This is a genomic window from Acidovorax sp. GW460-11-11-14-LB4 (assembly GCF_059423685.1).
This window is the reverse complement of record NZ_JBWKYJ010000014.1, coordinates 53,269-76,495: the sequence shown is the minus strand read 5'-3', so window position 1 is coordinate 76,495 and position 23,227 is coordinate 53,269. Positions and strand designations below refer to the sequence as shown.

Annotated in this window: 22 protein-coding genes; 16 read left to right on the top strand and 6 right to left on the bottom strand. The window is 65.9% G+C overall.

Annotated features, from left to right (window positions below):
- Nucleotides 1-52 precede the first annotated feature (52 nt).
- From AC07X4_RS08185 to AC07X4_RS08175, 3 genes are all read right to left on the bottom strand, one after another.
- Entirely contained in the window at nt 53-634 is a 582-nt protein-coding gene (locus AC07X4_RS08185; protein WP_494739787.1) for an EF-hand domain-containing protein, read from the bottom strand.
- 186 nt (nt 635-820) lie between these two features.
- Nucleotides 821-1,636: a sensor histidine kinase gene (locus AC07X4_RS08180; RefSeq protein WP_494739786.1), complete on the bottom strand. Its 816-nt coding sequence runs from the start codon at nt 1,634-1,636 to the stop codon at nt 821-823.
- Between the two features lie 114 nt (nt 1,637-1,750).
- Nucleotides 1,751-2,569 (bottom strand): LuxR C-terminal-related transcriptional regulator, encoded by an 819-nt coding sequence (locus AC07X4_RS08175; RefSeq protein WP_108497323.1) that lies wholly within the window; start codon nt 2,567-2,569, stop codon nt 1,751-1,753.
- Nucleotides 2,570-3,043: 474 nt separating this feature from the next.
- On the opposite strand from AC07X4_RS08175, the gene AC07X4_RS08170 reads away from it, so the two are divergent.
- The 4 genes from AC07X4_RS08170 (at nt 3,044) to AC07X4_RS08155 (ending at nt 7,220) form a co-directional block, all read left to right on the top strand.
- Nucleotides 3,044-3,517, top strand: coding sequence for a hypothetical protein (locus AC07X4_RS08170; protein WP_056062488.1), 474 nt, complete (start codon nt 3,044-3,046; stop codon nt 3,515-3,517).
- A 151-nt stretch (nt 3,518-3,668) separates the two neighbouring features.
- Complete coding sequence (locus AC07X4_RS08165; protein WP_116749777.1) at nt 3,669-4,097, top strand: hypothetical protein; 429 nt, start codon at nt 3,669-3,671, stop codon at nt 4,095-4,097.
- 115 nt (nt 4,098-4,212) lie between these two features.
- On the top strand, nt 4,213-5,925 hold the full coding sequence (locus tag AC07X4_RS08160) for a DUF4384 domain-containing protein (protein WP_494739785.1): 1,713 nt from the start codon (nt 4,213-4,215) through the stop codon (nt 5,923-5,925).
- A 35-nt stretch (nt 5,926-5,960) separates the two neighbouring features.
- Nucleotides 5,961-7,220, top strand: coding sequence for an SEL1-like repeat protein (locus tag AC07X4_RS08155; RefSeq protein WP_494739784.1), 1,260 nt, complete (start codon nt 5,961-5,963; stop codon nt 7,218-7,220).
- A 57-nt stretch (nt 7,221-7,277) separates the two neighbouring features.
- On the opposite strand, the gene AC07X4_RS08150 is transcribed toward AC07X4_RS08155, so the two are convergent.
- Both AC07X4_RS08150 and AC07X4_RS08145 read right to left on the bottom strand, forming a co-directional pair.
- Nucleotides 7,278-7,808, bottom strand: coding sequence for an NUDIX hydrolase (locus tag AC07X4_RS08150; RefSeq protein WP_494739783.1), 531 nt, complete (start codon nt 7,806-7,808; stop codon nt 7,278-7,280).
- Between the two features lie 80 nt (nt 7,809-7,888).
- Nucleotides 7,889-8,791: a LysR family transcriptional regulator gene (locus AC07X4_RS08145; protein WP_494739782.1), complete on the bottom strand. Its 903-nt coding sequence runs from the start codon at nt 8,789-8,791 to the stop codon at nt 7,889-7,891.
- 193 nt (nt 8,792-8,984) lie between these two features.
- Here AC07X4_RS08145 and AC07X4_RS08140 point away from each other — a divergent pair, with 193 nt between their 5' ends.
- The 6 genes from AC07X4_RS08140 to mmsB all read left to right on the top strand — a co-directional run bounded on the left by AC07X4_RS08140 (nt 8,985) and on the right by mmsB (nt 14,302).
- Nucleotides 8,985-10,508, top strand: coding sequence for a CoA-acylating methylmalonate-semialdehyde dehydrogenase (locus AC07X4_RS08140; RefSeq protein WP_436077448.1), 1,524 nt, complete (start codon nt 8,985-8,987; stop codon nt 10,506-10,508).
- Between the two features lie 198 nt (nt 10,509-10,706).
- Nucleotides 10,707-11,087, top strand: coding sequence for a lysozyme inhibitor LprI family protein (locus tag AC07X4_RS08135; RefSeq protein ID WP_494739781.1), 381 nt, complete (start codon nt 10,707-10,709; stop codon nt 11,085-11,087).
- A gap of 45 nt (nt 11,088-11,132) precedes the next feature.
- On the top strand, nt 11,133-12,299 hold the full coding sequence (locus AC07X4_RS08130; protein ID WP_494739780.1) for an acyl-CoA dehydrogenase family protein: 1,167 nt from the start codon (nt 11,133-11,135) through the stop codon (nt 12,297-12,299).
- A 63-nt stretch (nt 12,300-12,362) separates the two neighbouring features.
- Nucleotides 12,363-12,866: a TfoX/Sxy family protein gene (locus AC07X4_RS08125; RefSeq protein ID WP_494739779.1), complete on the top strand. Its 504-nt coding sequence runs from the start codon at nt 12,363-12,365 to the stop codon at nt 12,864-12,866.
- A gap of 32 nt (nt 12,867-12,898) precedes the next feature.
- A complete protein-coding gene (locus tag AC07X4_RS08120) occupies nt 12,899-13,300 on the top strand; it encodes a DUF488 domain-containing protein (protein WP_494739778.1) in 402 nt (133 codons plus the stop codon).
- Between the two features lie 99 nt (nt 13,301-13,399).
- The gene (gene mmsB, locus AC07X4_RS08115; protein ID WP_494739793.1) at nt 13,400-14,302 is read left to right on the top strand and encodes a 3-hydroxyisobutyrate dehydrogenase; all 903 of its coding nucleotides are present in this window, start codon (nt 13,400-13,402) and stop codon (nt 14,300-14,302) included.
- A gap of 146 nt (nt 14,303-14,448) precedes the next feature.
- Here mmsB and AC07X4_RS08110 read toward each other — a convergent pair whose 3' ends face one another.
- Nucleotides 14,449-15,291: a GIY-YIG nuclease family protein gene (locus AC07X4_RS08110; protein WP_494739777.1), complete on the bottom strand. Its 843-nt coding sequence runs from the start codon at nt 15,289-15,291 to the stop codon at nt 14,449-14,451.
- 285 nt (nt 15,292-15,576) lie between these two features.
- On the opposite strand from AC07X4_RS08110, the gene AC07X4_RS08105 reads away from it, so the two are divergent.
- The 6 genes from AC07X4_RS08105 (at nt 15,577) to AC07X4_RS08080 (ending at nt 23,173) form a co-directional block, all read left to right on the top strand.
- Complete coding sequence (locus AC07X4_RS08105) at nt 15,577-15,966, top strand: DUF2946 family protein (RefSeq protein ID WP_494739776.1); 390 nt, start codon at nt 15,577-15,579, stop codon at nt 15,964-15,966.
- Nucleotides 15,967-16,210: 244 nt separating this feature from the next.
- Nucleotides 16,211-18,322: a TonB-dependent siderophore receptor gene (locus AC07X4_RS08100; protein WP_494739792.1), complete on the top strand. Its 2,112-nt coding sequence runs from the start codon at nt 16,211-16,213 to the stop codon at nt 18,320-18,322.
- 18 nt (nt 18,323-18,340) lie between these two features.
- Complete coding sequence (locus tag AC07X4_RS08095; protein ID WP_494739775.1) at nt 18,341-19,954, top strand: ABC transporter substrate-binding protein; 1,614 nt, start codon at nt 18,341-18,343, stop codon at nt 19,952-19,954.
- Nucleotides 19,951-20,919, top strand: coding sequence for an ABC transporter permease (locus tag AC07X4_RS08090; RefSeq protein ID WP_494739774.1), 969 nt, complete (start codon nt 19,951-19,953; stop codon nt 20,917-20,919). The genes AC07X4_RS08095 and AC07X4_RS08090 overlap by 4 nt, the downstream gene beginning before the upstream one ends.
- Nucleotides 20,916-21,758 (top strand): ABC transporter permease, encoded by an 843-nt coding sequence (locus tag AC07X4_RS08085; protein ID WP_487260359.1) that lies wholly within the window; start codon nt 20,916-20,918, stop codon nt 21,756-21,758. The genes AC07X4_RS08090 and AC07X4_RS08085 overlap by 4 nt, the downstream gene beginning before the upstream one ends.
- Nucleotides 21,755-23,173 (top strand): ABC transporter ATP-binding protein, encoded by a 1,419-nt coding sequence (locus tag AC07X4_RS08080; RefSeq protein WP_494739773.1) that lies wholly within the window; start codon nt 21,755-21,757, stop codon nt 23,171-23,173. The genes AC07X4_RS08085 and AC07X4_RS08080 overlap by 4 nt, the downstream gene beginning before the upstream one ends.
- The last annotated feature ends 54 nt before the right edge of the window (nt 23,174-23,227 follow it).

The following is a 23,227-nucleotide window of genomic DNA, read 5'->3' as shown; positions in this document are numbered from 1 at the left end:
GTGCTCACAGCACAGGTGGCAGGTACCGGTGCTTCCTCACGGTTCAGGCTGTTCAGGCAGTCCGTGTCGAGGGCGCACGCCGCTCTGCCAGAGCAAACGCCGAAGTCAGCCCTGCAAACTCGTCCTTGGCCACGGTGCCATCGGCGTTACCCGCACGGTCCATCACCTGCAGCACGGCTTGCGCGAACGGATCGCTGCCCGCCTGCTGGCCTTTGGTGCGGGCCAGCCCCTTGAGGAATTCATCGTGGGTGATGACACCATCCTTGTCCGCGTCAAAGCCCGCCGTGAGCTGCTGCTTCTGATCTTCGGTAGCACCAAACCGGGTCAGCAACGCCTGGAAATCTTCCTTGGACACGGCCCCTGCCGCACGGCCACCGGGCAATGCCGCAGTGGCCTGACCGGACGAACGCCCCACAGTCATCCCCGCGCCAGACGGCTGGCCCTGGGTCGCCAGAGCGCCCTGTCCGGCCATTCCCGCCAGCGTCTGCGCCTCGGGGCTGAGGGTGACCACGGCCGAGGGCTCGGGCGCCGCCGCCTCACCCCCACGCCGCGCGGACGCCTTGCCCGCGCCACTGGAGGCCGCATTGAAAATCATCGACGCCACCGATGCGAGGCCGGAAATGAGAGGGGACATCGCCATGAACTCCTGTGTGGCGACAGCCCGGTACCTTTGACCTGTCCGCAAGTCACCGCATCGCCCAGATGCACCAAGGGTAGCGGGCAGCAGCCCGTACGGTGGGCGAATAAACCAACAGTTTTCACGCCAGTTTTGCGAATGGACCGCGGGCTGGAGGCTGCGCGCCCAGCAGCCCATGCGATCCTAGGCACTCCCTCTGCCCGGCATCACCACCCGAATGCAGGTGCCCCCACCCGGACGCTGCAGCACCAGCAAGTCACCGCCCGCCATCTGCGCACGGTGGTTCATGCCTGCCACCCCATGGCCTCCCAGTGGACTGCCTTCGCCAGCGTGAAGCAGCATGCCGCGCCCGTTGTCGCTGACCTCGGCACACCAGGACTCGGCACCCGCACGGTAACGCACACCCACCGAGACCTCGGTGGCGCCCGAATGCTGCAACACGTTGCTCAAGGCCTCCTGAACAATGGCAACCAGGTGCATGGCACTGTCGGCATACGGAAAACTGGACAACGGCGGAATTTGCACATCCCACACCATGCGAATGCCACGCCGATCAAGCACGGGCTGGATGCGGTGCCGGAGCCGGGCCAGGCGGTCAGCAAATGGCTCGTCCGCCGCATCCATGGAGTCCACCACGAGTCGCAGGTCCAGCATGCACTTGTCGAGCAGCGAACGGAGTTCACGCACTACGGGCGGCTCGGTCTCCAGCAACGCCATGGCAAAGACCAGTTGTGCGCCCAGGTTGTCATGCAAGTCCTGCGCAATGCGCCGCCGCTCTGCCGTCACCTCGGCACTGGCGCGCAGCCGCAGCCGGGGGCGCCACTGCAGGGCCCGCGGCAGTTGCACCAGCAGCAGGGCCCCCAGGCCCACCGAGATCACCAGGGCGGCCAGCTCCCACCATTGCCGATCCGACGGCCTCTCCTCGTCATAGCCATAAAACGCCATCGCAAGGAGCGCCCATTGCAGCAGCCACATGCACATGCAAGCGATGGCGAACAACGGGGGACGTGTGCGAAACACCGCTCAATCCTGGCTTTCTGGGTGGCGTGGGCAACCGAGAGCACACCTGGTGACAACACAACCCACACACGCGGCAGCCACCTGCATCCTCCGTCAAAAGAGCCCCCGCAGCGAGGCGAAGCGCACCGCCTGGGCACGGGTGCGCACCTGCAACTTGCGGTAGATATTGCGCAAGTGGGTGTTGACCGTCATGCTGCTGATGAGCAGGCGCGCCCCCACCTCGGCGCTGGTGTAGCCGCTGGCCACCATGCGCAGGATTTCCTTTTCCCGTGTGGACAGCCGATCTGCCTCATCGGGCTGCCGTCGCTTGTTTTCGGCCGAGTGGGTGCGGTCAAACCGCTGCAGCAACCGCCGCGCCAGGTTGGGGGTGATGGAGGCGCCACCATTGGCCACCTGCAACACGGCTTGCGAATAGTTGCCGAACCACGAGTTCTTGCCCACATACCCCGTGGCCCCCAGTTCAAAGGCCCGCAGGACCTGCTCGTCGTTTTCCATGACCGAGATCACGACCGTTTGGGCTGATGGGCGCACAGGCTTCACGTAGTGCAACAGGTCAAAGGCGTCACCGTCGCCCAGGTTCAGGTCCACCAGGAGCACATCAAAATCGTGATTCTTGATGGCCTTGCGCCCCTCGCGGACACTGCCCGCCTGCGCCACCAGCAACGTGCGGGCATCGGCCATGAGCTCCTGTGCAATCACCAGGCGGATGTGCGGATCGTCGTCCACCAGCAAGACCCGCACCGGATTGGCCTCCTGCCCAGTGAGGAAGGCGGGCCAGACCGATGGCGGGTTGGAATAGGTTTCAAACCGGCCCGACGGAAGCGATGCAAGGTCGCGCGCACTCTGCTTTGAAAGCAACGCTGAAGACGTCAACGTTTGCGATGGTGTATCGACCTGCCAACTGCTGCTCATGGGTGAACTCCTGCGGACGTGGTGGTGGGCCCCGATGGACTGGGTCTTTCGGTTGACGCATCTGCATGCAACTCTTGCGTTCACATGCATGTTCTCCAACGCACTCATGCCTCTCTGTACGGCAGCGCACACAGTGCGCCAAATAAATTTCAAGGTCCAAATATATTTGGCAATGTTGCCCAAGTAGCAATTGGTTACTACCTGACTTTCTTCGGCCGATCTCATGTGGTGCGGGCGGCCAAGCCGCGCTGGCAAAGGCTTTGCGCGGGTCCAAGGGTTGAACCGCTCCGCTGTATGAGGTAGCCCGCCCGGCGTATTCGCACGAATCGCATCGGCTCGCACACTGAACTCCGACAGCGCCTAACGGCCACCGGTTCTCAAAAAACCAGGCCTGAAAGCGCCGTCCAACCCCCTCTGCACCGCAGGTTCGCTGCGGTTGCAGCCAGTGTAGAAGTCATCCTTGAAGGATCTGTCATGAAAACCCTTGCTTTCATCACGCTCAGCGTCATTGCCTCCGCCGCCATGGCCACCGGTCCGGTCCCTTCCACTCCGGACATCACCATCACCGGCAATTCCACGCAGTCGGTATCCCTGACGTCGGTGTCCGTCAACAACAACTCGACGGGCTCGAAGAGCGAAGCCTTCCAGAACCTGGCCTCCAACACAGGCAACGTCACCATCAGTGGCAATTCGACCCAGACGGTAACGGGCTTTGGCGGCAATCTGACCAACACCGCCAGCGGCAGCGAAGCCTACGCCAGCCAGAACCTGTCATCCAACGTGGGCGAAGTCACCATCATTGGCAACTCCAGCCAATTCACCTCGATGATCAACTCGTCGGTCAACAACCTCTCCAGCGGCAGCAACAGCAAGGCGGTGCAAAACATCGCCTCCAACAACGCCTGCTTCACCTGCCAGCCCACCAAGCCCGCCGGCTGGCCCTACTGAGATCGGCACCAGCTCGGCTGGTGAATAGACCTGCGAGGGTCTGATTCCGGCAGCACATCAGTGCCCGGATGAGTTCGTGCCAGGGGCACACCGGCAAGGCTGCAAACAGCAGCGCGGGTGGGCCCCTCATTCTCACCATAGGAGGTGTTCCATGAACACACGTTTTCTGGCGCCATGCGCAGCGTTGCTCACGGTCTGCGGCCTGATGCCAGGCCCCGCGTGGGCGCAGGCCCCAGGGGAAGACCCGGTCATCCTGACCAAGAAGCTCTCGGTCCAGATGCAGCCCACAGGGCCAGTGGCAGCCTCGACGGGACTGGACGGCAGCAACACCATGCCATCGTGGCTACGCGCCCGCATCGCCCGCTACGAAGCCAAGGCTTTCTCAGACGACACCACCGGCGTGCTGACCAACAACGACGTGGTCACCACTGCCAATGCACAGGGCATGCAAAAGACCTGCGTCCAGGAGGTGGGCAGCAACACCGTGTCTGCCAACACCACGGGATCGGCCAAGTACGGTCCCAACCAGGCGCCGCAGGTGGTGGTGCTGCGCGGCGATCTCGTCAATATCTGCAAATAACAGGCCAGGCGCCATACGCCCGGCCGCCAGGAGAGAGAACATGCCGCCCACCCCGCCGAGCCCCGCCATGCCTGCATGCTCTCGCCCCCAGCGCCCACGCTCCCCACACCCTGTGATGCGCGCGATCCATGGAGCGCTTTGGCTTGTCGTCGGACTGGGACTGGCTGGCTGTGCCACGCCCAGGGATCCGCGCAAGGACCAGGCCTTTCAGAGCCTGGCTTCCATCACCGACCGCCCCGTGGTGCGACCCACACGCTCCATCTCCAGCTTCTCCGACTCGCTGATGTGCATGGACCACATGCTGCGCGATGCACAGCTGCCCACCACACTGATCACGAGCAAGCAGATTCCCGACTACTCCACCCGCGTCACCGTGGCCACCAAGGACATGGTGATCACGGCCCTGTCGCAGATGTCGCGCCTGAGCAATGCCTTCCGCTTTGTGGACTACGAGGTGGACATCGCGCGCCAGGACACGGTGCAGAACCTCACCACCATCCTGCTCAACAACAACCAGATGCAGCTGCAGCGGCCCGCGCTGTACCTGTCGGGTGCCATCTCGTTCGTGGACCAGAACGTGATCAACAACCGGTTCGACACCGGGCTCTCCGGCCCCCGCATCGACATGGGCTACAGCCAGAGCCGCAACGCCACCATCATCGGCCTGGAGATGCACCTGGGCGACTTTCGCACCCGCACTCTGATTCCCGGACTGGACTCCGCCAACGAAGTCATCATTGGCAACGGCGGACAGGGCGTGGACCTGGCCGGGCGCATCGGCACTTATGGCGTTCAGTTCAACGTGGGGCGTGACTACACCCAGGGCTCTGGCAGTGCAGTGCGCACACTGGTGGACCTGGCCACCATAGAACTCATTGGCAAATGGGCCCGGGTGCCTTACTGGCAATGCCTGACGCTGGAGCAAAACCACCCGGACTTTCAGCGGCAGCTGCGCGACTGGTTTGACGAAGGCTCGCCCGCCGTGCGCACCCAGCTCATCGCACGCTCGCTGGTCAGCCGGGGCTACCTTGCCCCCGTCGCGCAACCCCTGCCGGACAACGACCCGGCGCTGCGCAAAGCCCTGGCGCGCTTTCAGGCGGACAACGGTATGGTGGTGACGGGCGTGGTGGACTTTGCGACCTACGAACGGGCGCTGCGCCACTTTGTCGGGCTGTCCGCAGACGGCACCCTGGCCCGCATTGGCTGGGCCAGCACGCACGCAGAGCCTGTGCCGCACATCGCCGCCAGTCCTGCCACTCCCAATACTGCAATCCATGTGGTGAGCAGCAATCCGGGGGCGGCCAAGTACGGAGACCCACCGCCTGCGCGCAGCATCGATCTGCAGATCGAGAACGTGTTGCTGGAGCGCACCGCATTCGAGGTGGGGGAACAAGTCTTCCTGTCGGCCACCGTGTCGCGCGCCTCCTACCTGCAGTGTTTTCTGGCCGATGCCACCGGCACAGTCATCCGCCTGCTGCCCAACCAGGCCAACACCACCGGCTGGGTGTCTGCCAACCAGGCCATACGCATCCCCGACTGGATGAGCCCCAACCCCGGCTTCATCATGGACGCAGCCAGCCCCGGCACCGAAGGTGTGGCGTGCTTTGCCACCGACGAGGACAGCACGCCCCGTTTGCCCGAGGCGCTGCGCGGACCGCCGCTCAAGCCCATCCAGAACTACCGGGCGCTGGAGCGCTTGAACGAAGCCTTCGCCACCGCCTGGGGCACCGATGGCTACACCGGCAATGCCGTGTACTGGCAAGTCATTCCACGCCGGGCCCTGCCCGCCGCAGCCAGTGCGCCTGCCCAACCCGCCTCACGCAAGTGACACACCGTCGGTAAAGCACTGCGCAGGCGAACGCGATGACCACCACCCCGGCGACCACGGCGCACACGCATTCCACCATGGGTGGGCTGCATGCACCGCAGGGCATGTGGCGCGCAATCCATGGCGCCGTGGCGCAGGCCTGGGGTGCAGCGTGCCTGGTCTTGGCGGTGGTGACTGCAGCACCTGCGCTGGCATCGGTGCGAGCGCTTCCCACGCCCGCGGAAATCACCGTCATCGATCGCGCCAGCCTGAACGCCGCGTCCCCCCAGGTGCCCGGGTCTGACGACCCCATGCAGGAGAAGATGTTGCAAAAACTTCGCAGCACCGCGCAACGCGATGGGGTGCCGACGCGCAAGCCGCGCGCCCCCCCTGCCCCTACAACGCGATCAACGGGCGACCTGACGCCTGCCGATGCGGCGTGGCTGTTGGGATTGCTGGCGTTGCATGGCCTGGCCATGCCCGCTGACCCGGCGCAGGCCCAGCACTGGTTTGAACGTGCGCAAATGCTCAGCCACCCCCTGGCTCCTGCGGGCCTTGCATGGTGCCAGCTCAGCGGGTGCGTGGCAGCACCCAATCCTTCAACCGCCATGCACTGGATTGCGCTGGTGGGCCGTGCTGATCCGGGGCTTGCCAAATACCTCGAATGGCATGCGGCCAAGGCATTGGCTCCATTGGCCGAGCCCCGTTTGCCCTCACCTGACCGATATCCCGGCTCAGCGACCCCAGCGACGACCAGCCCATCGCTTCAAAAACTGTTGACGCAAGCTGTGCGGGCCGGCAACGCGCAGGCCGGCAACGAACTGGGGCTGGAGTTCATCGCCAGCGGCGATCTCGAACAGGCGATGGTCCAGTTCCAATCAGCGTCTGCAAAATCCGAGGCCGCCGCCGCCAACGCCCGCCTTCTGGCCCGCCGCATCCAGAGCGGTCCCAACGCCCGCACCCGATCAGCCCGCTACAGCGCTGCAGATTGGTACGCGGAGGCCCAACGCTACCACCGCGGCGACGGCGTACCTGCCAACTACACCGAGGCCGTGCGCCTGTACCAGGTAGCAGCCAGCAGCGGCGACCCACAGGGCCGCAAGATGCTGGAGCTGATCTTCTCCAGACCCTTGCAAGGCGGCGCCATCGACGTCGCGTGGATGCAGCAGCTCGCCGGTCTTCACATCGGCACCAACGGCTCGCCCACCGGCACGACCACCGCAGCACCCACCAGCGGCTGGCAGCGCGAGCCAAGCCCGCTGTATGACCTGGTACCGCTGCAGTGGCGGACGCCGGGGCACAGTCCACGTCGATGAACCGGGCCCATGGCCCCACGCTCCGTAGGCAACACCGTCAGCGAGGGCGTAAATACTCTACGCGGCGGATCCAGTCGACAAGTGGGATACAAGCCCGTCCCGGTGCACAAGGTGCGCCACGCCGCTGGGGCCACATGCCAGCAATTCAAGCAAATAGCTGCGCAAGATCGTCGGACGGATGTCTAGGTGCGCAAGCTCGTCGCTGGAAAACCAAGCAAACACCAGGCCGCGACCGCCTTCCAGCCCCTCATAGGGGCCATCCCCTGCGATCAAGGGGCCATCGCCCAGCAGACTGGTGTGCAAGCAAAGACCCAGTTCATGGTGCAGCTGGCCGGAATGAACGAAGAAGTTCTCCACCACACAAGCCAGCGCGCCCGGCACTACGGCCTGCCCCAGTTCTTCCAGCAACTCGCGCACCACCGCCTGTGCGGCACTTTCTCCAGGCTCGATCCCGCCCCCCGGTAACGCCCAAAACGTGTCGCCTTGCGCCCGGTGCAGCAGCACCCTGCCCTGCTGGGTGACAAGCGCTGCTGCACGTTGACGCATGCGGGGGACAGATGACGACGGCGAGGAGAGGGACAGGGTCATGTGCCAGGAGCCAATTGATGGCCAAAAGTGCCAGAGGCGCAAGATTTTCATACGCCAGTAGCTATAAATTGAATAGCAAATCAAATGCCATCGACAGGCGGCAACAGCAACCCCTGCTGAGCCGCCACCGCCTCCCGCAAAAACGCCCACGTGGCCTGCATGCGGGCCACGTGCTTGTTGTCGCCCGGCATGGACATCCAGAAGGTGCGCTGAAACCGTGCCACACCCGGCAGCACAGGCACCAGCGATGGGTCTTGCGCTGCCACAAAGGCGGGCAGCACAGCCAGCCCCGCCCCCACGCGGGCGGCTTCGTACTGGGCCAGGATGCTCGTGCTGCGCAGCGCGAAATGCGCAGGGCGGTGCAGTTCGTCCAGGATCTGCAGTTCCTTGCTGAACAGCAGGTCGTCCACGTAGCTGATGAAGGTGTGGCCCCGCAGGTCGTCTGGCGTGTGGATAGGGGCATGGCGCTGCAGGTAGCTGCGCGCTCCATACAGTTGCAGCACATAGTCGGTCAGCTTCACGACCACCACCGCGCCGCGGGCCGGTCGCTCCAGCGAGATGACGATATCGGCCTCGCGGCGCGACAGGTGCACCAGGCGCGGCAGGGCCAGAAGGTCCACCACCAGACCGGGGTGGTCCAGCGCAAACCGGGCCAGCTGGGGCGCCAGGATCAGGTTGCCAAAGCCCTCGGTGGTTCCAATGCGCACCAAGCCATGCAGGCCTTGGCGCACGCCGGGGGCGGCGTTTTCCACCGCCAGAAAGGCGGCTTCCATGGCCTCGACCTGGGGCAGCAGTGCGCGCCCGGCCTCTGTCAGCCGGTGGCCGCCCGCCTCGCGCGCAAACAGGGCGGAGCCCACCTGCTTTTCGAGCGCCTGCAGGCGGCGCGCCACCGTGGTGTGGTCTACGGCCAAGCGGCGCGCAGCCCCCACCAGCGTGCCGGCGCGGGCCAGCTCCAGAAAGTAGCGCAGGTTGTCCCAGTCCATGGGGTAGTCCTTGAATCAGTGAGCATTACGCAAACAAGGATATGCAAAGGTCGGAGGCAAAAGCAGCGATGTGCATTTTTGCAAACCTTGTGCGCACCATTGTCTATTGTGCAGACAATTCTGCACAATTAGGATGGCGAAGTTCTGGGCACCCTGCCCGCACCTTTGCCCGCTTTTTCCAGGAGACAAACCGATGAATGCACCCACCTCCCAGGCCGTGCTGGCCCCCACCGTCAAGCTGTTGATCGGCGGCCAGTTCGTCGAATCCAAGTCCACCGAGTGGCGTGATGTGGTGAACCCCGCCACGCAAGAAGTGCTGGCCCGCGTGCCGTTTGCCACGGCCGATGAAATCAATGCCGCAGTGGCCTCGGCCAAGGAAGCGTTCAAGACCTGGAAGAAGACCCCCATCGGCACCCGCGCCCGCATCTTCCTCAAGTACCAGCAGCTCATCCGCGAAAACATGGCCGAGCTGGCCGCCATCCTCACGGCAGAGCAAGGCAAGACCCTGCCCGACGCCGAAGGTGATGTGTTCCGTGGGCTGGAAGTGGTCGAGCACGCTGCCAGCATTGGCAACCTGCAACTGGGTGAGCTGGCCAACAACGTGGCTGGCGGCGTGGACACCTACACCCTGCTGCAGCCGCTGGGCGTGTGCGCGGGCATCACGCCCTTCAACTTCCCGGCCATGATCCCGCTGTGGATGTTCCCCATGGCCATTGCCACGGGCAACACCTTCGTGCTCAAACCCTCCGAGCAAGACCCCATGGTGACCATGCGCCTGGTGGAGCTGGCGCTCGAAGCCGGCATCCCCCCTGGCGTGCTCAACGTGATCCACGGTGGCGAAGCCGCTGTGAACGCGATCTGCGACCACAAGGACATTAAGGCGATCAGCTTCGTGGGCTCCACCAAGGTGGGCACCCATGTCTACAACCGCGCCAGCCTCAACGGCAAGCGCGTGCAATGCATGATGGGCGCCAAGAACCACGCCATCGTGATGCCCGACGCCAACAAGGAACAGACCCTGAACGCCCTGGCAGGTGCTGCTTTCGGTGCCGCAGGCCAGCGTTGCATGGCGCTGTCGGTGGTGGTGCTGGTGGGCGAAGCGCAAAAGTGGATCCCCGAACTGGTGGCCAAGGCCAAGACCCTGAAGGTGAGCGCCGGTGTGGAAAAAGGCACGGACGTGGGCCCCGTGGTGTCCTGTGCCGCCAAGGACCGCGTGCAGGGCCTGATCGAGCGCGGCATTGCCGACGGCGCCACGCTGGAGCTGGACGGCCGCAACCCCGTGGTGGCTGGCTACGAAAAGGGCAACTTTGTGGGCCCCACGGTGTTCAGCGGCGTCAAGCCCGGCATGAGCATCTACGACCAGGAAATCTTTGGCCCCGTGCTGTGCCTGTCGGCCGCAGCCGACATTGACGAAGCCATTGCCTTCATCAACGACAACCCCAACGGCAACGGCACTGCCATCTTCACCCAGTCGGGTGCGGCAGCCCGCAAGTTCCAGGAAGAGATCGACGTGGGCCAGGTCGGCATTAACGTGCCAATCCCTGTGCCCGTGCCGCTGTTCTCGTTCTCGGGTTCGCGCGCTTCCAAGCTGGGCGACCTGGGCCCCTACGGCAAGCAGGTCGTGCTGTTCTACACGCAGACCAAGACCGTGACGGCGCGCTGGTTTGATGACAGCACCATCTCGCATGGTGTGAACACGACGATTAGTTTGAAGTAACCCCCTGAGCGGCTTCGCCGCTTCCCCCTTTCTCTGCATCGCTGCGCGAGGCGGAAGGGGGACGCAGCCAGCGCCTGCCCCGGGGACTGGCGGCCCTTGCGCGGCTACCTCGCCTTTGTCCGCGCCGGTTTCAACCGCTGTGCGCGGTGGTAAAAGCAGGGCATGCAAACTTTTCAGACAACGATGCAGAGATGGGCCATGGTCTTCGGTGCTGCGAGCGTGATGCTGATCGGGGCCGACGCCCCCGCGCAAGCCGGTGCCGCCTGCAAACGCGGTGGCACCGTGGAAGAAACCAACGCCTGCGCCGTGCAAGCCTTCCAGGCGGCAGACACCGAGATCGCCATCCTCTACGGCGACGTGATGCGCGCCCTGTCGGCCCACGAACGGCCCCAGCTGCGGCAGGAGCACACCGCCTGGCAACGCGAGCGCACCACCCGCTGCAAGCAGACGCAGCGCAGCAACGAATCGCAACCCCAGTGGCCGCGCCTGTACCACGAGTGCCTGACGGCCGAAACCCAGGCGCGCCGCAAGGGCCTGATGCGCTGGCTCACGCTGGACCACCCGTCGGCCAAGCCCTGAGCAAGGCCCCCAGAACAACAAGAACCGACGACGAGACAGAACACCATGGACTTTGAACTCACAGAAGAACAACGCGCCTTTGCCCAGACGGCCCGCGACTTTGCACAAGCTGAGTTCGCACCCCACGCCGCGCACTGGGACGAGGAAGGCATCTTCCCGAAAGAAGCCATCGCCAAGGCGGGCGAGCTGGGCTTTTGTGGCCTGTACGCCCCCGAAGCCGCCGGCGGCCTCGCCCTGCCCCGGCTCGACGCCACGCTGGTCTTTGAAGAAATGGCGGCCGTGGACCCCAGCACCACCGCCTTCATCACCATCCACAACATGGCCACCTGGATGCTGGGCACCTGGGCCACACCCGCCGTGCGCGACCACTGGGGCCCGCTGCTGACCACCGGCGAAAAGCTCGCCAGCTACTGCCTGACCGAACCCGGCGCGGGCTCCGACGCCGCCTCGCTCAAGACGCGTGCCGAATTGGTTGGCAACGAATACGTCATCAACGGCAGCAAGGCCTTCATCAGCGGCGCGGGCAGCACCGATGTGCTGGTGCTCATGGCCCGTACGGGTGATGCGTCATCGGGCGCCAGCGGCATCAGCGCGTTTGCCGTGCCCGCCGACACACCTGGCATCAGCTACGGCAAGAAGGAACAGAAGATGGGCTGGAACAGCCAGCCCACCCGCACCATCAGCTTTGACAACCTGCGCATCCCTGCCGACCACCTGCTGGGCCGCGAGGGCGAAGGCTTCAAGATCGCCATGAAGGGCCTGGACGGCGGCCGCATCAACATCGCCACCTGCTCCGTGGGTGCGGCGCAAGGCGCACTCAACGCCGCCCAGCAATACATGCAAGACCGCAAGCAGTTTGGCAAACCCATCGCCAGCTTCCAGGCGCTGCAGTTCAAGCTGGCCGACATGGCGACCGAGCTGGTCGCCGCCCGCCAGATGGTGCGCCTGGCCGCCAGCAAGCTCGACGCCGGTGCCCGCGACGCCTCCACCTATTGCGCCATGGCCAAGCGCTTTGCCACCGACGCAGGCTTTACCGTCATCAATGACGCCCTGCAGTTGCACGGCGGCTACGGCTACATCCGCGAATACCCGCTGGAGCGCCTGCTGCGCGACGCGCGCGTACACCAGATTCTGGAAGGCACCAATGAAATCATGCGGGTGATCATTGCGCGGCGCATGCTGGATGGAGATGCCACCGAGGCCATCCGGTAGCTATAACATTCATAGCTACCCAGGCATATTGCACTAGCGCTACCGGCATTTTTAGCTCTCACCATGCCCGCCCGCCCGCTGTCTGACGAAACCCTGCACCTGATCGACGCCGTGCGCACGGCGCTCGCCCACCGCAGTGACGTGGAAGAACGCGCTCTCTTTGGAACGCACGCCTTCTTCGTGGACGGCAAGATGTGCATCGCCGTCAAGGGCGAGGAGCTGCTGGTGCGTTTGCCGCCGGAGCGGCACGGCGAGCTGCAGGAAATGCAGAACACGCGCGAACTCTCACCGGGCGGGGGTATGAAGGGCTATTTCTGGGTGGAGCCCAATGGGTTTTCTACCCGGACGCAGTGGAGCTTCTGGATTGACGAAGCGCTGGCCTACAACCCGCACGCCAAGGCTGCACCGCCCAAGAAAAAAAGGGGCATCGCCAAAGCCCAGCCCGCCACGCCGAAGAAAGTCACAGCAACAGGCGCGCGCACAAAAGGTGCCGCTGCCAAAGCCGCAAAGCCCCTCTCCAAAAATCCGACCGCCAAGAAGCACAGCATCTTCGAAGCCGACGACTGACTCGCCTCTCCACCCCCACCCGGAGCCTCACCATGCCCCTTCGCATCGTCCGCCTTGGCACCCCGCGCGCCGCCGGGGAAGGCACCCGCATCGGCACCGTGCGCCGCCCGCCGCGCGGTGTGCCCAAGGCCGAGTTCGCGAGCCGCGACTACTACGACGTGTGGTACCCCCTGCTTTCCCCCAGCGCCGACCTCATGGCCCAGGGCCAGCAGGTGCCCACCGGCAAAGACGGGGACAAAGCGTGGGACGCCTTCGCCAAGCAGTTCCGCAAAGAACTGGCCCAGCCCGAGGCCAGCCGCACGCTCGATTTGCTGGCCGCGCTGTCGCGCCACAGCGCAATGTCGCTGGGCTGCTACTGCGAAGACGAAGCCCGCTGCCACCGCTCGGTGCTGCGCGCCGAGCTGGCGGGCCGCGGAGCAGACATCACCGATTGATTTCAGATGTTTTTGGGCTCAAGCGATAGATGAATATGCGTTGGTAGCTATCAAATTCATACCAAACCCGAACCCCTTTTCTTTCACCATCACAACGACATCCAGGAGCAACACAACATGAAAATCGCATTCATCGGCCTCGGCAACATGGGCGGCCCCATGGCACACAACCTGCACAAGGCAGGCCACGAAGTGCGCGCGTTCGACCTCTCGCAACCCGCCCGCGACAAGCTGGCCGCAGACGGCGTGCCCATCGCCGCTGATGCCAAGGCCGCCGTGGCGGGTGCCGAAGTCGTCATCAGCATGCTGCCCGCCAGCCAGCATGTGGAAGGCCTGTTCCTCGGCGCGGGCGACCTGCTGGCACAGTTGCCTGCCGGTACGCTGATCATCGACTGCTCCACCATCGCTGCCGCCACCTCTCGCAAGGTGGCCGAGGCCGCCAAGGCCAAGGGCGTGGCCTTTATCGACGCCCCCGTGTCGGGCGGCACCGGCGGCGCCATTGCAGGCACCCTCACCTTCATGGTGGGCGGCGACGCCGCCGACCTGGAACGCGCCCGCCCCGTACTCGAAAAAATGGGCGCCAACATCTTCCACGCAGGCAGCGTGGGCGCAGGCCAGACGGCCAAGATCTGCAACAACATGCTGCTGGGCATCCTGATGGCGGGCACCAGCGAAGCCATTGCCCTGGGCGTGGCCAACGGCCTGGACCCCAAGGTGCTCAGCGAAATCATGCGCCGCAGCTCGGGCGGCAACTGGGCGCTGGAGAAATACAACCCCTTCCCCGGCGTGATGGAAACCGCGCCCGCCAGCAAAGGCTACGCGGGCGGTTTTGGCACGGACCTGATGCTCAAGGACCTGGGCCTGGCGCAAGAGAACGCGATGGCGGTGAAGGCCGCCACGCCGCTGGGGGGCATGGCGCGCAATCTGTATGCGGCGCACAGCCTGGCGGGGCATGGGGGGCTGGATTTTTCCAGCATTATTAAGATGGTGCAGAAGGGGTAATCGCTCTTCCGTCACAGAAAAACGCCAGCGTTTGCTGGCGTTTTTTTATTTGATGACCAGACCTCGCACTCGGAGATTTGCAGGGATTGAGGGCAGGTCTCCGGAGCGCATACCCACCTGCATTGCCCCGCCATCGCCCCTCCGACTCATGCCAGTTCATCCAACTCGCGGAGCGTCACACCGTCTTTCGTGCGCCACGACGTGAGCCCGTTAGCATTGCCACCTTTAATTGTCGCGGCGGCGGCCGACGGACTTGAGAACTCAGCGTCCTTGACAAATCGGAGCAGTCCGTTTTCGGGTGCAATGGCGCCTTCATCGAGCAACTGCTGTCGGAGGCTCTTGATCCACTGCTGCGCCGAGGGCCGCTCTTCCGCTACCGCAGTCGAACCTTTGAAAACGACAAAGCCGTTGGGACTACGTTGGCCTTGCGCCTCGGCCTTCTTGATCGTGCACAAGAGAAGGCCCACACCGGACTTAGCGGTTGCGGGCTGCACTACGGGGGAGAGGATGTCAGAGCCCAGTACTGGCAAAAGCTGACGAATTCTGGTCAGGAAGACCTCCATGTCTTCTCGGTCAGATTCGGGCAACTTTGAACCGCCAGCCTGATTCTGCTCAAGGATGTAGCGCCCGATTGAAGTGGCCTCGGCGAGGATCCGGCTCTCAAGGTATCGCACATGTGCTTTTGTAAGATTCTCGTCCTTACTCACAAACGCGATCGCCGCGACCCAGAATTCCTTCGACTTGTGTTGCTTGAATCGGTCACGGAGAACTTCAGCTTCTCCCACATACGCCCTAGGAGCGTTCGTTATTGGGTCCGTCCCGAGCAGAATGTACACCCCCGGCTTATCGAGCTCGTCGCGTGAAAAGAGCTCTTCGAGCTCAGTGCGCGGGGCGGCAATCGCCTTGCCGCTCCAGTTCGATATTTCGGCCGTCCGCAAACTCTTTGCGTCACCACGAGGAAGGAAAAGCTTGATGGTCGCGGATGTCATGGTGCTCGATCTTGCAGTCTCTGTTATGTATCCAGCAGAACTTGAGAAATAAACTGGACGGTACGGGATATTCTCGACACCGATTCCTCCTGGGGATGGCTGGGAGCGAGGGTTTGAGGGCTCTGAACTGCGGGAATATCCAGATTACAAGAATCTCGTAGAACCCGACAAGCTTCAGCGGACCGAACTGTAGCCCACAAAAGTGCAGAGCCGGGGCGCCTCCCTGTTTGCTCCCCCAGTGTCCACGCAATTTCACCCGCACTTGAGTATGATTCGCATCCCCTCATGCTGCGCCGCACCATCCCCGCCCTGCCTTTCCACATCGTGCTTCTGCTGGTGGCGTTGTTCAACGCGCTGGCGGGTGCGCCCTTGCATGAGGCGCGGCACATTCAGGAGCTGGTGCGCAGCGCCACAGCCTCGGCAACCGCAGGCGATGTGGATGCACTGGCAACCAGCTCCGCAGCCAGCGACGATCACAGCGAAGAGACACACACCACCTGCGCCTGGTGCCTGACCCACGCGCTGGAGGCGGGGCTGGCGCATGCACCGGCTCGCCCACCGCAAGTCCCCGCAGAACCCAGCGCCGTCGCGCCACACAGCGCAGACCCCTTCACGGCCCAGCAGGTGCGCTGGCCGTTTGCAGCACGCGATCCTCCGCCAGCCCAGCGGGCCTGACACACGTCAGGCCCCAGCCAGCCTGCGCTCCCCAGCGCATCCCCTTTTCGTTTTTGCCCTTGCATTCACCCCCGTGGGGTGGGTGTGGGCACGCGGCCATGTGCGCCTGCCAACTCCCAGGCGGGCGTGAGCCGCGTTGCTCCGGCTTTTGCATTCACCGCTTTTGGACTAGTTTGCCATGCGTTCTTTGTCTTCTCTTTCTTCCTCTCGCCTAGCCACCCTGCCGCGCCCCACCTTGACGGCCATGGCGGCCGCCGCCCTGCTGGCATCCCTTCACCCCGCCTGGGCCGCAGACGGGGATGTCATCACCCCGCCCACCCTGTCTGCCGTGGACGTGGTGGGCCGCAGTGCCTCGGGCACCTATTACGCCGACGAGGCCGAGGGCGCCAAGACCAGCCTGCCGCTGCGCGAACTGCCGCAATCGGTGCGGGTGATGTCGCGCCAGACGCTGGACGACCTGGGTGCCACGCGGCTGGATGATGTGCTGGACTATGTGGGCGGGGTCTCGCGCCAAAACAACTTTGGCGGGCTGTGGGACAACATCGCCATCCGGGGGCTGCCGGGCAACGAGAACACGGGCATGGCGACGCTGTTCAACGGGTTTTCGTCCAACCGAGGCTTTAATGCGCCGCGCGACCTGGCGGGCGTGGAGCGGGTGGAGTTCCTCAAGGGCCCGGCGGCCGCGCTGTATGGCAGCAGCGAGCCCGGCGGCACGCTCAACATCGTGAGCAAGAAGCCGCTGTGGAAAGCCGCCCATTCGGTGGAGGCCTACGCGGGCAGCTACGGCCTGGGCCGTGCGGCGCTGGACACCACCGGCCCCATCAACAACCGGCTGGCCTACCGCCTGAACGTGGCGGTGGAAGACAAGGGCAGCTTTCGCGACCATGTGCGCGCGCAGCGGCAGGTGGTGGCCCCGGCGTTGACCTGGAAGCTCTCGCCCGACACGGTGCTGGAGTACACGGCTGAATTTCTGCGCCACGCCACGCCGCTGGACCGGGGCGTGGTGGCGGTCAACAACCGCCTGGGCGCGGTGCCCGCCAGCCGCTTTTTGGGCGAGCCTGCCGATGGCGATGTGACGGTGACCAACCAGACACACCAGCTGGTGCTGTCGCACGAATGGAACCCCGACTGGCGCAGCCGCGTGGGGCTGTCGTACCGCGAGACGGGGATGGAAGGCTTCTCGACCGAAGCCACCGCCCTGCAGGCCAATGGCCGCACGCTGACGCGCCAGCGGCGGTATCGCGACTTTCAGTCGGACGACGTGGCCGTGCAGGCCGAGCTGCAGGGCAACCTGCGCACGGGCGGGCTGGAGCATGAGCTGCTGGTGGGGGTGGAAAGCTACCGGTTCAGCATGGACTCGGTGATGCTGCGGGTGAACCCCAGCGCTGCCGCGCCGTATGCCATTGACATCTTCAACCCCGTGTACGGGCAGTCCCAACCCGCGCCGGGGCGCAATACCGACACGCTGGAGAAGCAACGCAACACCGCGCTGTATGTGCAAGACACCCTCAAGCTGGGCGAGCAGTGGCGCGTGATGGCGGGGCTGCGGGCCGACAACTACGACCAGAGCCTGCAAAACCGCATCACCAACCGCACCACGGCACAAAGCCCCTCGGCCGTGTCGCCACGCCTGGGCGTGAGCTGGCTGCCCATGCCGGGGTGGACGGTGTATGCCAACGCGGGCAGTTCGTTCCGCCCCAACACGGGCAGCAATGTGGCGGGCAATGGCTTTGACCCCGAAAAATCCCGCGCGATGGAGCTGGGCGCCAAGTGGGAAAGCGCCGACCAGCGCCTGGGCGCCACGGCGGCGCTGTTCGACATCACCAAGCGCAATGTGTTGACCAGCGATCCGCTGAATGCGGGCTTCTCGGTGGCCGCAGGCGAGGTGCGCAGCCGGGGCCTGGAGCTGGACCTGGCGGGCCGCCTGAGCCCCCACTGGCGCGTGAATGCAAGTCTGGTCATCAACGACGTGGAAGTGACCCGCGACAACACGCTGGAGGTGGGCGGCCGCCTGCTGAACGTGCCCAAGGTCAACGGCAGCGTGCTGGCGGTGTACGAAAACGCATTGGCCAACGGCCAGCGCTATGGCGTGGGCGGCGGCGTGACCCACATGGGCAGGCGCCTGGGCCAGGCCCGCACGCAGGCCGAGGCCAATGCAGGCACCGCCGCGTTTGAGCTGCCCAGCTACACCACGGCCAAGCTGATGGCGTACTGGCGCCTGAGCCCCACGCTGAACCTGTCGCTGGACGTGGACAACGTGTTCAACAAGGTGCACTACACCAGCTCGTACAGCCGCGTGTGGGTGGCGCCGGGGGCAGCGCGCACCGTTACGGTGGGCCTGCAGGCCAAGTTCTGAGTGGTGCCGGTGACCTGCATGACAACACACTCCTCCGCCCCCAAACCCCTGACGCGCCGCCGTGCCTTGCAGGCCCCCCTGGCCGCGCTGGCGGCAGGCGCCCTGCCCGCTGCCTGGGCGCAGGGCACACCACCCGCCGCCCCTCCCGCACCGCTGCAAATCGTCGGCCCGTGGGAGATCAGCGGCCTGGCGCCCGCCAGCAGTGGCTATGTGTTCACGCGCATGCAGGTCACCGAAACCCTGCTGGACGCTGCAGACGAAGGCCAGCCACGGCCCGCGCTGGCGCGGCTCTGGCGCCGGTCGGCGGATGGGCTGGTGTGGCACTTTGAGCTGCGGCCCGGGGCGCGTTTTCATGATGGCACGCCGGTCACGGCCGCCGCCGTGGTGCGCAGCCTGCAGGCCGCGCAGGTGGCGCCCGCACTGCTGAGCCAGGCGCCCATTGAGTCCGTCACCGCGCCTGATGAAGGCACGGTGCTCATCCGCCTGCAACGCCCCCACACCGCCCTGCCCGCGCTGCTGGCGCATTCCAGCACCATGGTGCTGGCCCCGGCCAGCTATGGGGCCGACGGCAAGGTGCGCAGCATCATTGGCAGCGGCCCCTACCGCATTGCGGTGCTGGTGCCGCCGCAGCAGGTCGAAACGGTGGTGTTTGATGCCTACGACGGCCCGCGCCCCGCCATTGCCGCCGTGCGCTACCTGGCCGCCAGCCGAGCCGAAACCCGCGCGTTGATGGCCGAGAGCGGCCAGGCCGACCTGGCCTACGGGCTGGACCCGGCCAGCCTGCGGCGGCTGCGGCGCCATGCGCAGAACCCGGCGCTGGCACGCCGCACAGCGGTGCGCATTGCGTCGGTCACGCTGCCGCGCACCGTCATCGTCAAGCTCAACGCGGGCCTGCCTGCGCTGCGCGATGTGCGCGTGCGCCAGGCGCTGAGCCTGGCCATCGACCGTGCGGGCATTGCCCTGGCGCTGATGGGCGACGAGGCGCTGGCGGCTACGCAGCTACTGCCGCCCACGCTGGGCGCGTGGCACAACCCGCACCTGCCCCCGCTGCAGCACGACCCCGAAGCCGCCGCGCGCCTGCTGCGGGCCGCTGGCTGGCAGCGCCACAGCGACGGCCTGCGCGATGCCCAGGGCCAGCCGCTGCACCTGGTGATCCGCACCTTTGTGGACCGGCCCGAGCTGCCGCTGATTGCCACCGCCTTGCAGGAGCAATGGCGGCTGGCGGGCATGGCAGTGAAGGTGAGCATTGGCAACTCGGGCGACGTGCCCCGGGGCCACCGCGACGGCAGCCTGCAACTGGCGCTGGCTGCGCGCAACTACGCCAACGTGCCCGACCCCACAGGCACGCTGGCGGGCGACTTTGCCGCCCAGGGCGGCGACTGGGGCGCCATGGGCTGGCACAGCGACACCGTGGTGCAGGCCCTGCACGAGCTGACGCGCACCCAGACCACGCCCGAGCGCACGCGCGCGCTGCGGCAAACCATCACACACACCCTGCAAACCGAGCTGCCCGTGATCCCCGTGGCGTGGTACCGCCAGCATGTGGCCGTGGCCCCCCGGCTGGCGGGCGTCACGCTGGACCCGCTGGAGCGTTCTTACCGCCTGACCGGCATGGAGTGGACCAACCCATGAACCGCTTGATGTCAAAACCCTGGGCCGCCCTGCTCGGCCGCAGGCTGGTGCAGGTGCTGGCCGTGTCCCTGCTGATTGGCACGCTGTGCTTTTTAATGGTGCGTGCCCTGCCGGGCGACCTGGCCATGCGCGTGGCGGCGGGCCGCTATGGCTATGACCTGGTGAGCAACGCCGCCGCCGACGCGGTGCGCGCAGAGCTGGGGCTGGACCGCCCCGGCTCGCTGGCGCTGTTGCACTGGTGGCGCGACATGGCCACGTTCAACCTGGGGCAGTCGCTGGTGTCGCAGCGCTCGGTGTGGCACGAGGTCACGCACCACCTGGGCGCCACGCTGCGCCTGTCTGCCGCCGCGCTGGCCATTGCTTTTGCCGTGGGTGTGCCGCTGGGCGTGTGGGCCGGGCTGCGGCCCCAGGGCTGGGTGGACAAGGCCAGCTGGCTGATGGCCGTGGTGCTGCGCGCGCTGCCGCCGTTTTTGCTGTCGGTGCTGCTCATCCTGCTGGTGGCGGTGCAGTGGGGCTTTTTGCCTGCGGGCGGTGACGAGAGCCAGGCCAGCCTGGTGCTGCCTGCGCTCACGCTGGGGCTGGGCCTGGCTGCCGGACTGGCGCGTGTGACCCGCGCTGCAATGCGCGAGGTGGTGGTGTCGCCCTTTTTTGAATTTGCGCGCACCAAGGGCCTGAGCGACTGGCAGGCGCTGCTGCGCCACGGCCTGCGCAATGCCGCCGTGCCGGTGACGGCCTACCTGGGCGTGCAGGCGCTGTTTCTGGTGGAGGGTGCGCTGGTGGTGGAGACGCTGTTTGCCTGGCCCGGCATCGGCCATGCGCTGGTGCACGCCGTGTTTGGGCGCGACATCCCTGTGGTGCAAGGCACGGCCTTGTGCATGGGCGTGCTGTTTGTGGTGTTTAACCTGCTGGTGGATGCGGCGTGCCTCGCGCTGGACCCCCGACATACCCAAAAGGTGGCTGCATGAGTGCCGTGCCTTCCACCCTTTCATCGCCCACAGGCGCCGTAGTAGCCCAGCCCCGCTGGCCGCTGCGCACCACATTGGGCCTAGCCATGCTCGGCCTGCTGGCGCTGTTTGCCCTGCTCGGCCCCTGGCTGGTGGGCGCCAGCCCGGTGGTGCAAGACCTGCGCAACACCCTGGCGCCCCCCAGCGCCCAGCACTGGCTGGGCACCGATGTGCTGGGCCGATCGGCGCTGGCGCGGCTGGCGTATGCAGCGCAGCTGTCGCTGGGCATGGCGCTGCTGGCGGCCGTGAGCGCCGCCGTGCCCGGCACGCTGCTGGGCATCGTCGCCGCGTGGCGCGGCGGGCGCACCGAGCGGGCGCTGCTCATGCTGTCGGACTCGGTGCTCGCCATCCCCGGCCTGCTGCTGGTGCTGCTGATCGCGGCCCTGGCGCCCGGAGCGCTGTGGGCGCTGTATGCGGGCCTGTCGGCTGCGCTGTGGGTCGAATACTTCCGCGTGAGCCGCGCGGTGGCCCGGCCCGTGCTGGCAGGTGATGCGGTGCAGGCATCGCGCCTGCTGGGTTTTGGGCGCGGATACGTGCTGCGCCGCCACCTGCTGCCTGCGCTCGCGCCCACGCTGGGCACGCTGCTGGCCTTCACCACGTCGCAAGCCGTGCTGGCGCTGGCCGCGCTGGGTTTTGTGGGTGTGGGCATGCAGCCACCCACGCCCGAGCTGGGACTGATGATGACCGAGGCCATGCCTTACTACGAAGAAGCCCCGTGGCTCATTGCTGCCCCCACCGCCCTGCTGGTGTGGCTGGTGGCCGCGATGATGCTGCTCAACCCCGACCGGGAGACCGCATGACCACGCCTTTGAAATCCGACGCCCTGCTGGTCGTGGAGGGCCTGGGCATCCAGGTCGGCGGCAAACGGCTCCTGCGCGACATCAGCTTCAGCCTGCGGCCGGGCGAGGCGCTCACGCTGGTGGGCGAAAGCGGCGCGGGCAAGTCGCTGCTGGCCCAGGCCATCATGGGCAACCTGCCGCCGGCGCTGCAGGCCACGGGCCAGATCACGCTGGATGGCACCACCACCCGCGCCCAGGACGCCGCCGCTCGCCGCGCCTTGTGGGGCCGCAAGCTGGCGCTGCTGCCGCAGGAGCCCTCGCTGGCACTCAACCCCCTGGCCCGCGTGGCACCGCAGCTGGCCGAGGTGTACCGCCTGCTGCACCAGCAGCCCCCCAGCGCCGCCAGCGCGCAGGCCGAACAGGTGCTGGGCGCTGCGGGCCTGGGCGGTGCAGGCAGCCACTACCCCTGGCAACTGTCGGGCGGCATGGCCCAGCGCGCCGTGGCCGCCATCACCCTGGCTGGGGGCGCTCCGGTGCTGATGGTGGACGAGCCCACCAAGGGCCTGGACGCGCATTGGCGCGACCGCATGGTGGAGTTGTTCCAGGGTGTGCTTCAGGCGGGCGGCTGCCTGCTCACCATTACCCACGACATGCAGGTGGCGCAGGCGCTGGGCGGCCAGGTCATCGTGCTGCGCCACGGGCAGGCGGTGGAGCAAGGCGACATCCACACCGTGGCCGCCGCGCCGCAGCACGCCTTTACCCGCCAGCTGCTGCAGGCCGACCCGGCCCACTGGCTGCCGTTTGCCGAGCCCACGCTGGGCGAGCCCGTCGTGCAGGCGCGCGGTATCTCCAAAGCCTATGGTGCGCGGAAGCTGTTTGCGCCACTGGACGTGACGCTGCACAGCGGCGAACGCATTGCCGTGCAAGGCCCCAGCGGCACCGGCAAAAGCACGCTGGGCAATGTGCTGCTGGGCCTGTTGGCGCCCGACATCGGCCGTGTGGAGCGCAGCTCCCGGCTGCGCCCGTATGCGTTCCAAAAGCTGTTCCAGGACCCGGTCAGTTCGTTTGCTCCGCACATCAGCCTGGCCCAGTCGCTGCGCGATGCCGCCCGCCTGCACCGCTGCGACTGGAAGGCGGTGCAGCAGCGCCTGGCCCAACTGCGCGTGCCCGAGGACCTGCTGGCGCGCAAGCCCGACCAGGTGTCGGGCGGCGAGCTGCAGCGCATTGCGCTGGCGCGCGTGCTGGTGGCGCAACCAGCACTGCTGTTTGCCGATGAGCCGACCTCGCGCCTGGACCCGATCACGCAGCAAGAGGCTATACAGGTACTGCTAGATGCCGTACACGAATCCGGGGCTGCTTTAGTGTTGGTCACCCATGATGAGGCGCTGGCAAATGTCGTTGCAACGCAAACGCTGCATATGCGTGAATCGCCTTAACAAATGACCAGACAGCCCGTTGTGGACTAAAGCGCAAACACGCCGAAGACATGC

Bases quoted from the DNA above. Each gene is read 5' to 3' on its own strand.
- AC07X4_RS08170 (WP_056062488.1), top strand. From the start codon at position 3,044: ATGAAAACCCTTGCTTTCATCACGCTCAGCGTCATTGCCTCCGCCGCC.
- AC07X4_RS08105 (WP_494739776.1), top strand. From the start codon at position 15,577: ATGCTGCGCCGCACCATCCCCGCCCTGCCTTTCCACATCGTGCTTCTG.
- AC07X4_RS08095 (WP_494739775.1), top strand. From the start codon at position 18,341: ATGACAACACACTCCTCCGCCCCCAAACCCCTGACGCGCCGCCGTGCC.
- AC07X4_RS08145 (WP_494739782.1), bottom strand. From the start codon at position 8,791: ATGGACTGGGACAACCTGCGCTACTTTCTGGAGCTGGCCCGCGCCGGC.
- AC07X4_RS08085 (WP_487260359.1), top strand. From the start codon at position 20,916: ATGAGTGCCGTGCCTTCCACCCTTTCATCGCCCACAGGCGCCGTAGTA.
- AC07X4_RS08150 (WP_494739783.1), bottom strand. From the start codon at position 7,808: ATGACCCTGTCCCTCTCCTCGCCGTCGTCATCTGTCCCCCGCATGCGT.
- AC07X4_RS08100 (WP_494739792.1), top strand. From the start codon at position 16,211: ATGGCGGCCGCCGCCCTGCTGGCATCCCTTCACCCCGCCTGGGCCGCA.
- AC07X4_RS08140 (WP_436077448.1), top strand. From the start codon at position 8,985: ATGAATGCACCCACCTCCCAGGCCGTGCTGGCCCCCACCGTCAAGCTG.
- AC07X4_RS08080 (WP_494739773.1), top strand. From the start codon at position 21,755: ATGACCACGCCTTTGAAATCCGACGCCCTGCTGGTCGTGGAGGGCCTG.
- AC07X4_RS08165 (WP_116749777.1), top strand. From the start codon at position 3,669: ATGAACACACGTTTTCTGGCGCCATGCGCAGCGTTGCTCACGGTCTGC.
- AC07X4_RS08090 (WP_494739774.1), top strand. From the start codon at position 19,951: ATGAACCGCTTGATGTCAAAACCCTGGGCCGCCCTGCTCGGCCGCAGG.
- AC07X4_RS08155 (WP_494739784.1), top strand. From the start codon at position 5,961: ATGACCACCACCCCGGCGACCACGGCGCACACGCATTCCACCATGGGT.
- AC07X4_RS08185 (WP_494739787.1), bottom strand. From the start codon at position 634: ATGTCCCCTCTCATTTCCGGCCTCGCATCGGTGGCGTCGATGATTTTC.
- AC07X4_RS08175 (WP_108497323.1), bottom strand. From the start codon at position 2,569: ATGAGCAGCAGTTGGCAGGTCGATACACCATCGCAAACGTTGACGTCT.
- AC07X4_RS08110 (WP_494739777.1), bottom strand. From the start codon at position 15,291: ATGACATCCGCGACCATCAAGCTTTTCCTTCCTCGTGGTGACGCAAAG.
- AC07X4_RS08130 (WP_494739780.1), top strand. From the start codon at position 11,133: ATGGACTTTGAACTCACAGAAGAACAACGCGCCTTTGCCCAGACGGCC.
- AC07X4_RS08160 (WP_494739785.1), top strand. From the start codon at position 4,213: ATGCGCGCGATCCATGGAGCGCTTTGGCTTGTCGTCGGACTGGGACTG.
- AC07X4_RS08135 (WP_494739781.1), top strand. From the start codon at position 10,707: ATGGTCTTCGGTGCTGCGAGCGTGATGCTGATCGGGGCCGACGCCCCC.
- AC07X4_RS08120 (WP_494739778.1), top strand. From the start codon at position 12,899: ATGCCCCTTCGCATCGTCCGCCTTGGCACCCCGCGCGCCGCCGGGGAA.
- AC07X4_RS08125 (WP_494739779.1), top strand. From the start codon at position 12,363: ATGCCCGCCCGCCCGCTGTCTGACGAAACCCTGCACCTGATCGACGCC.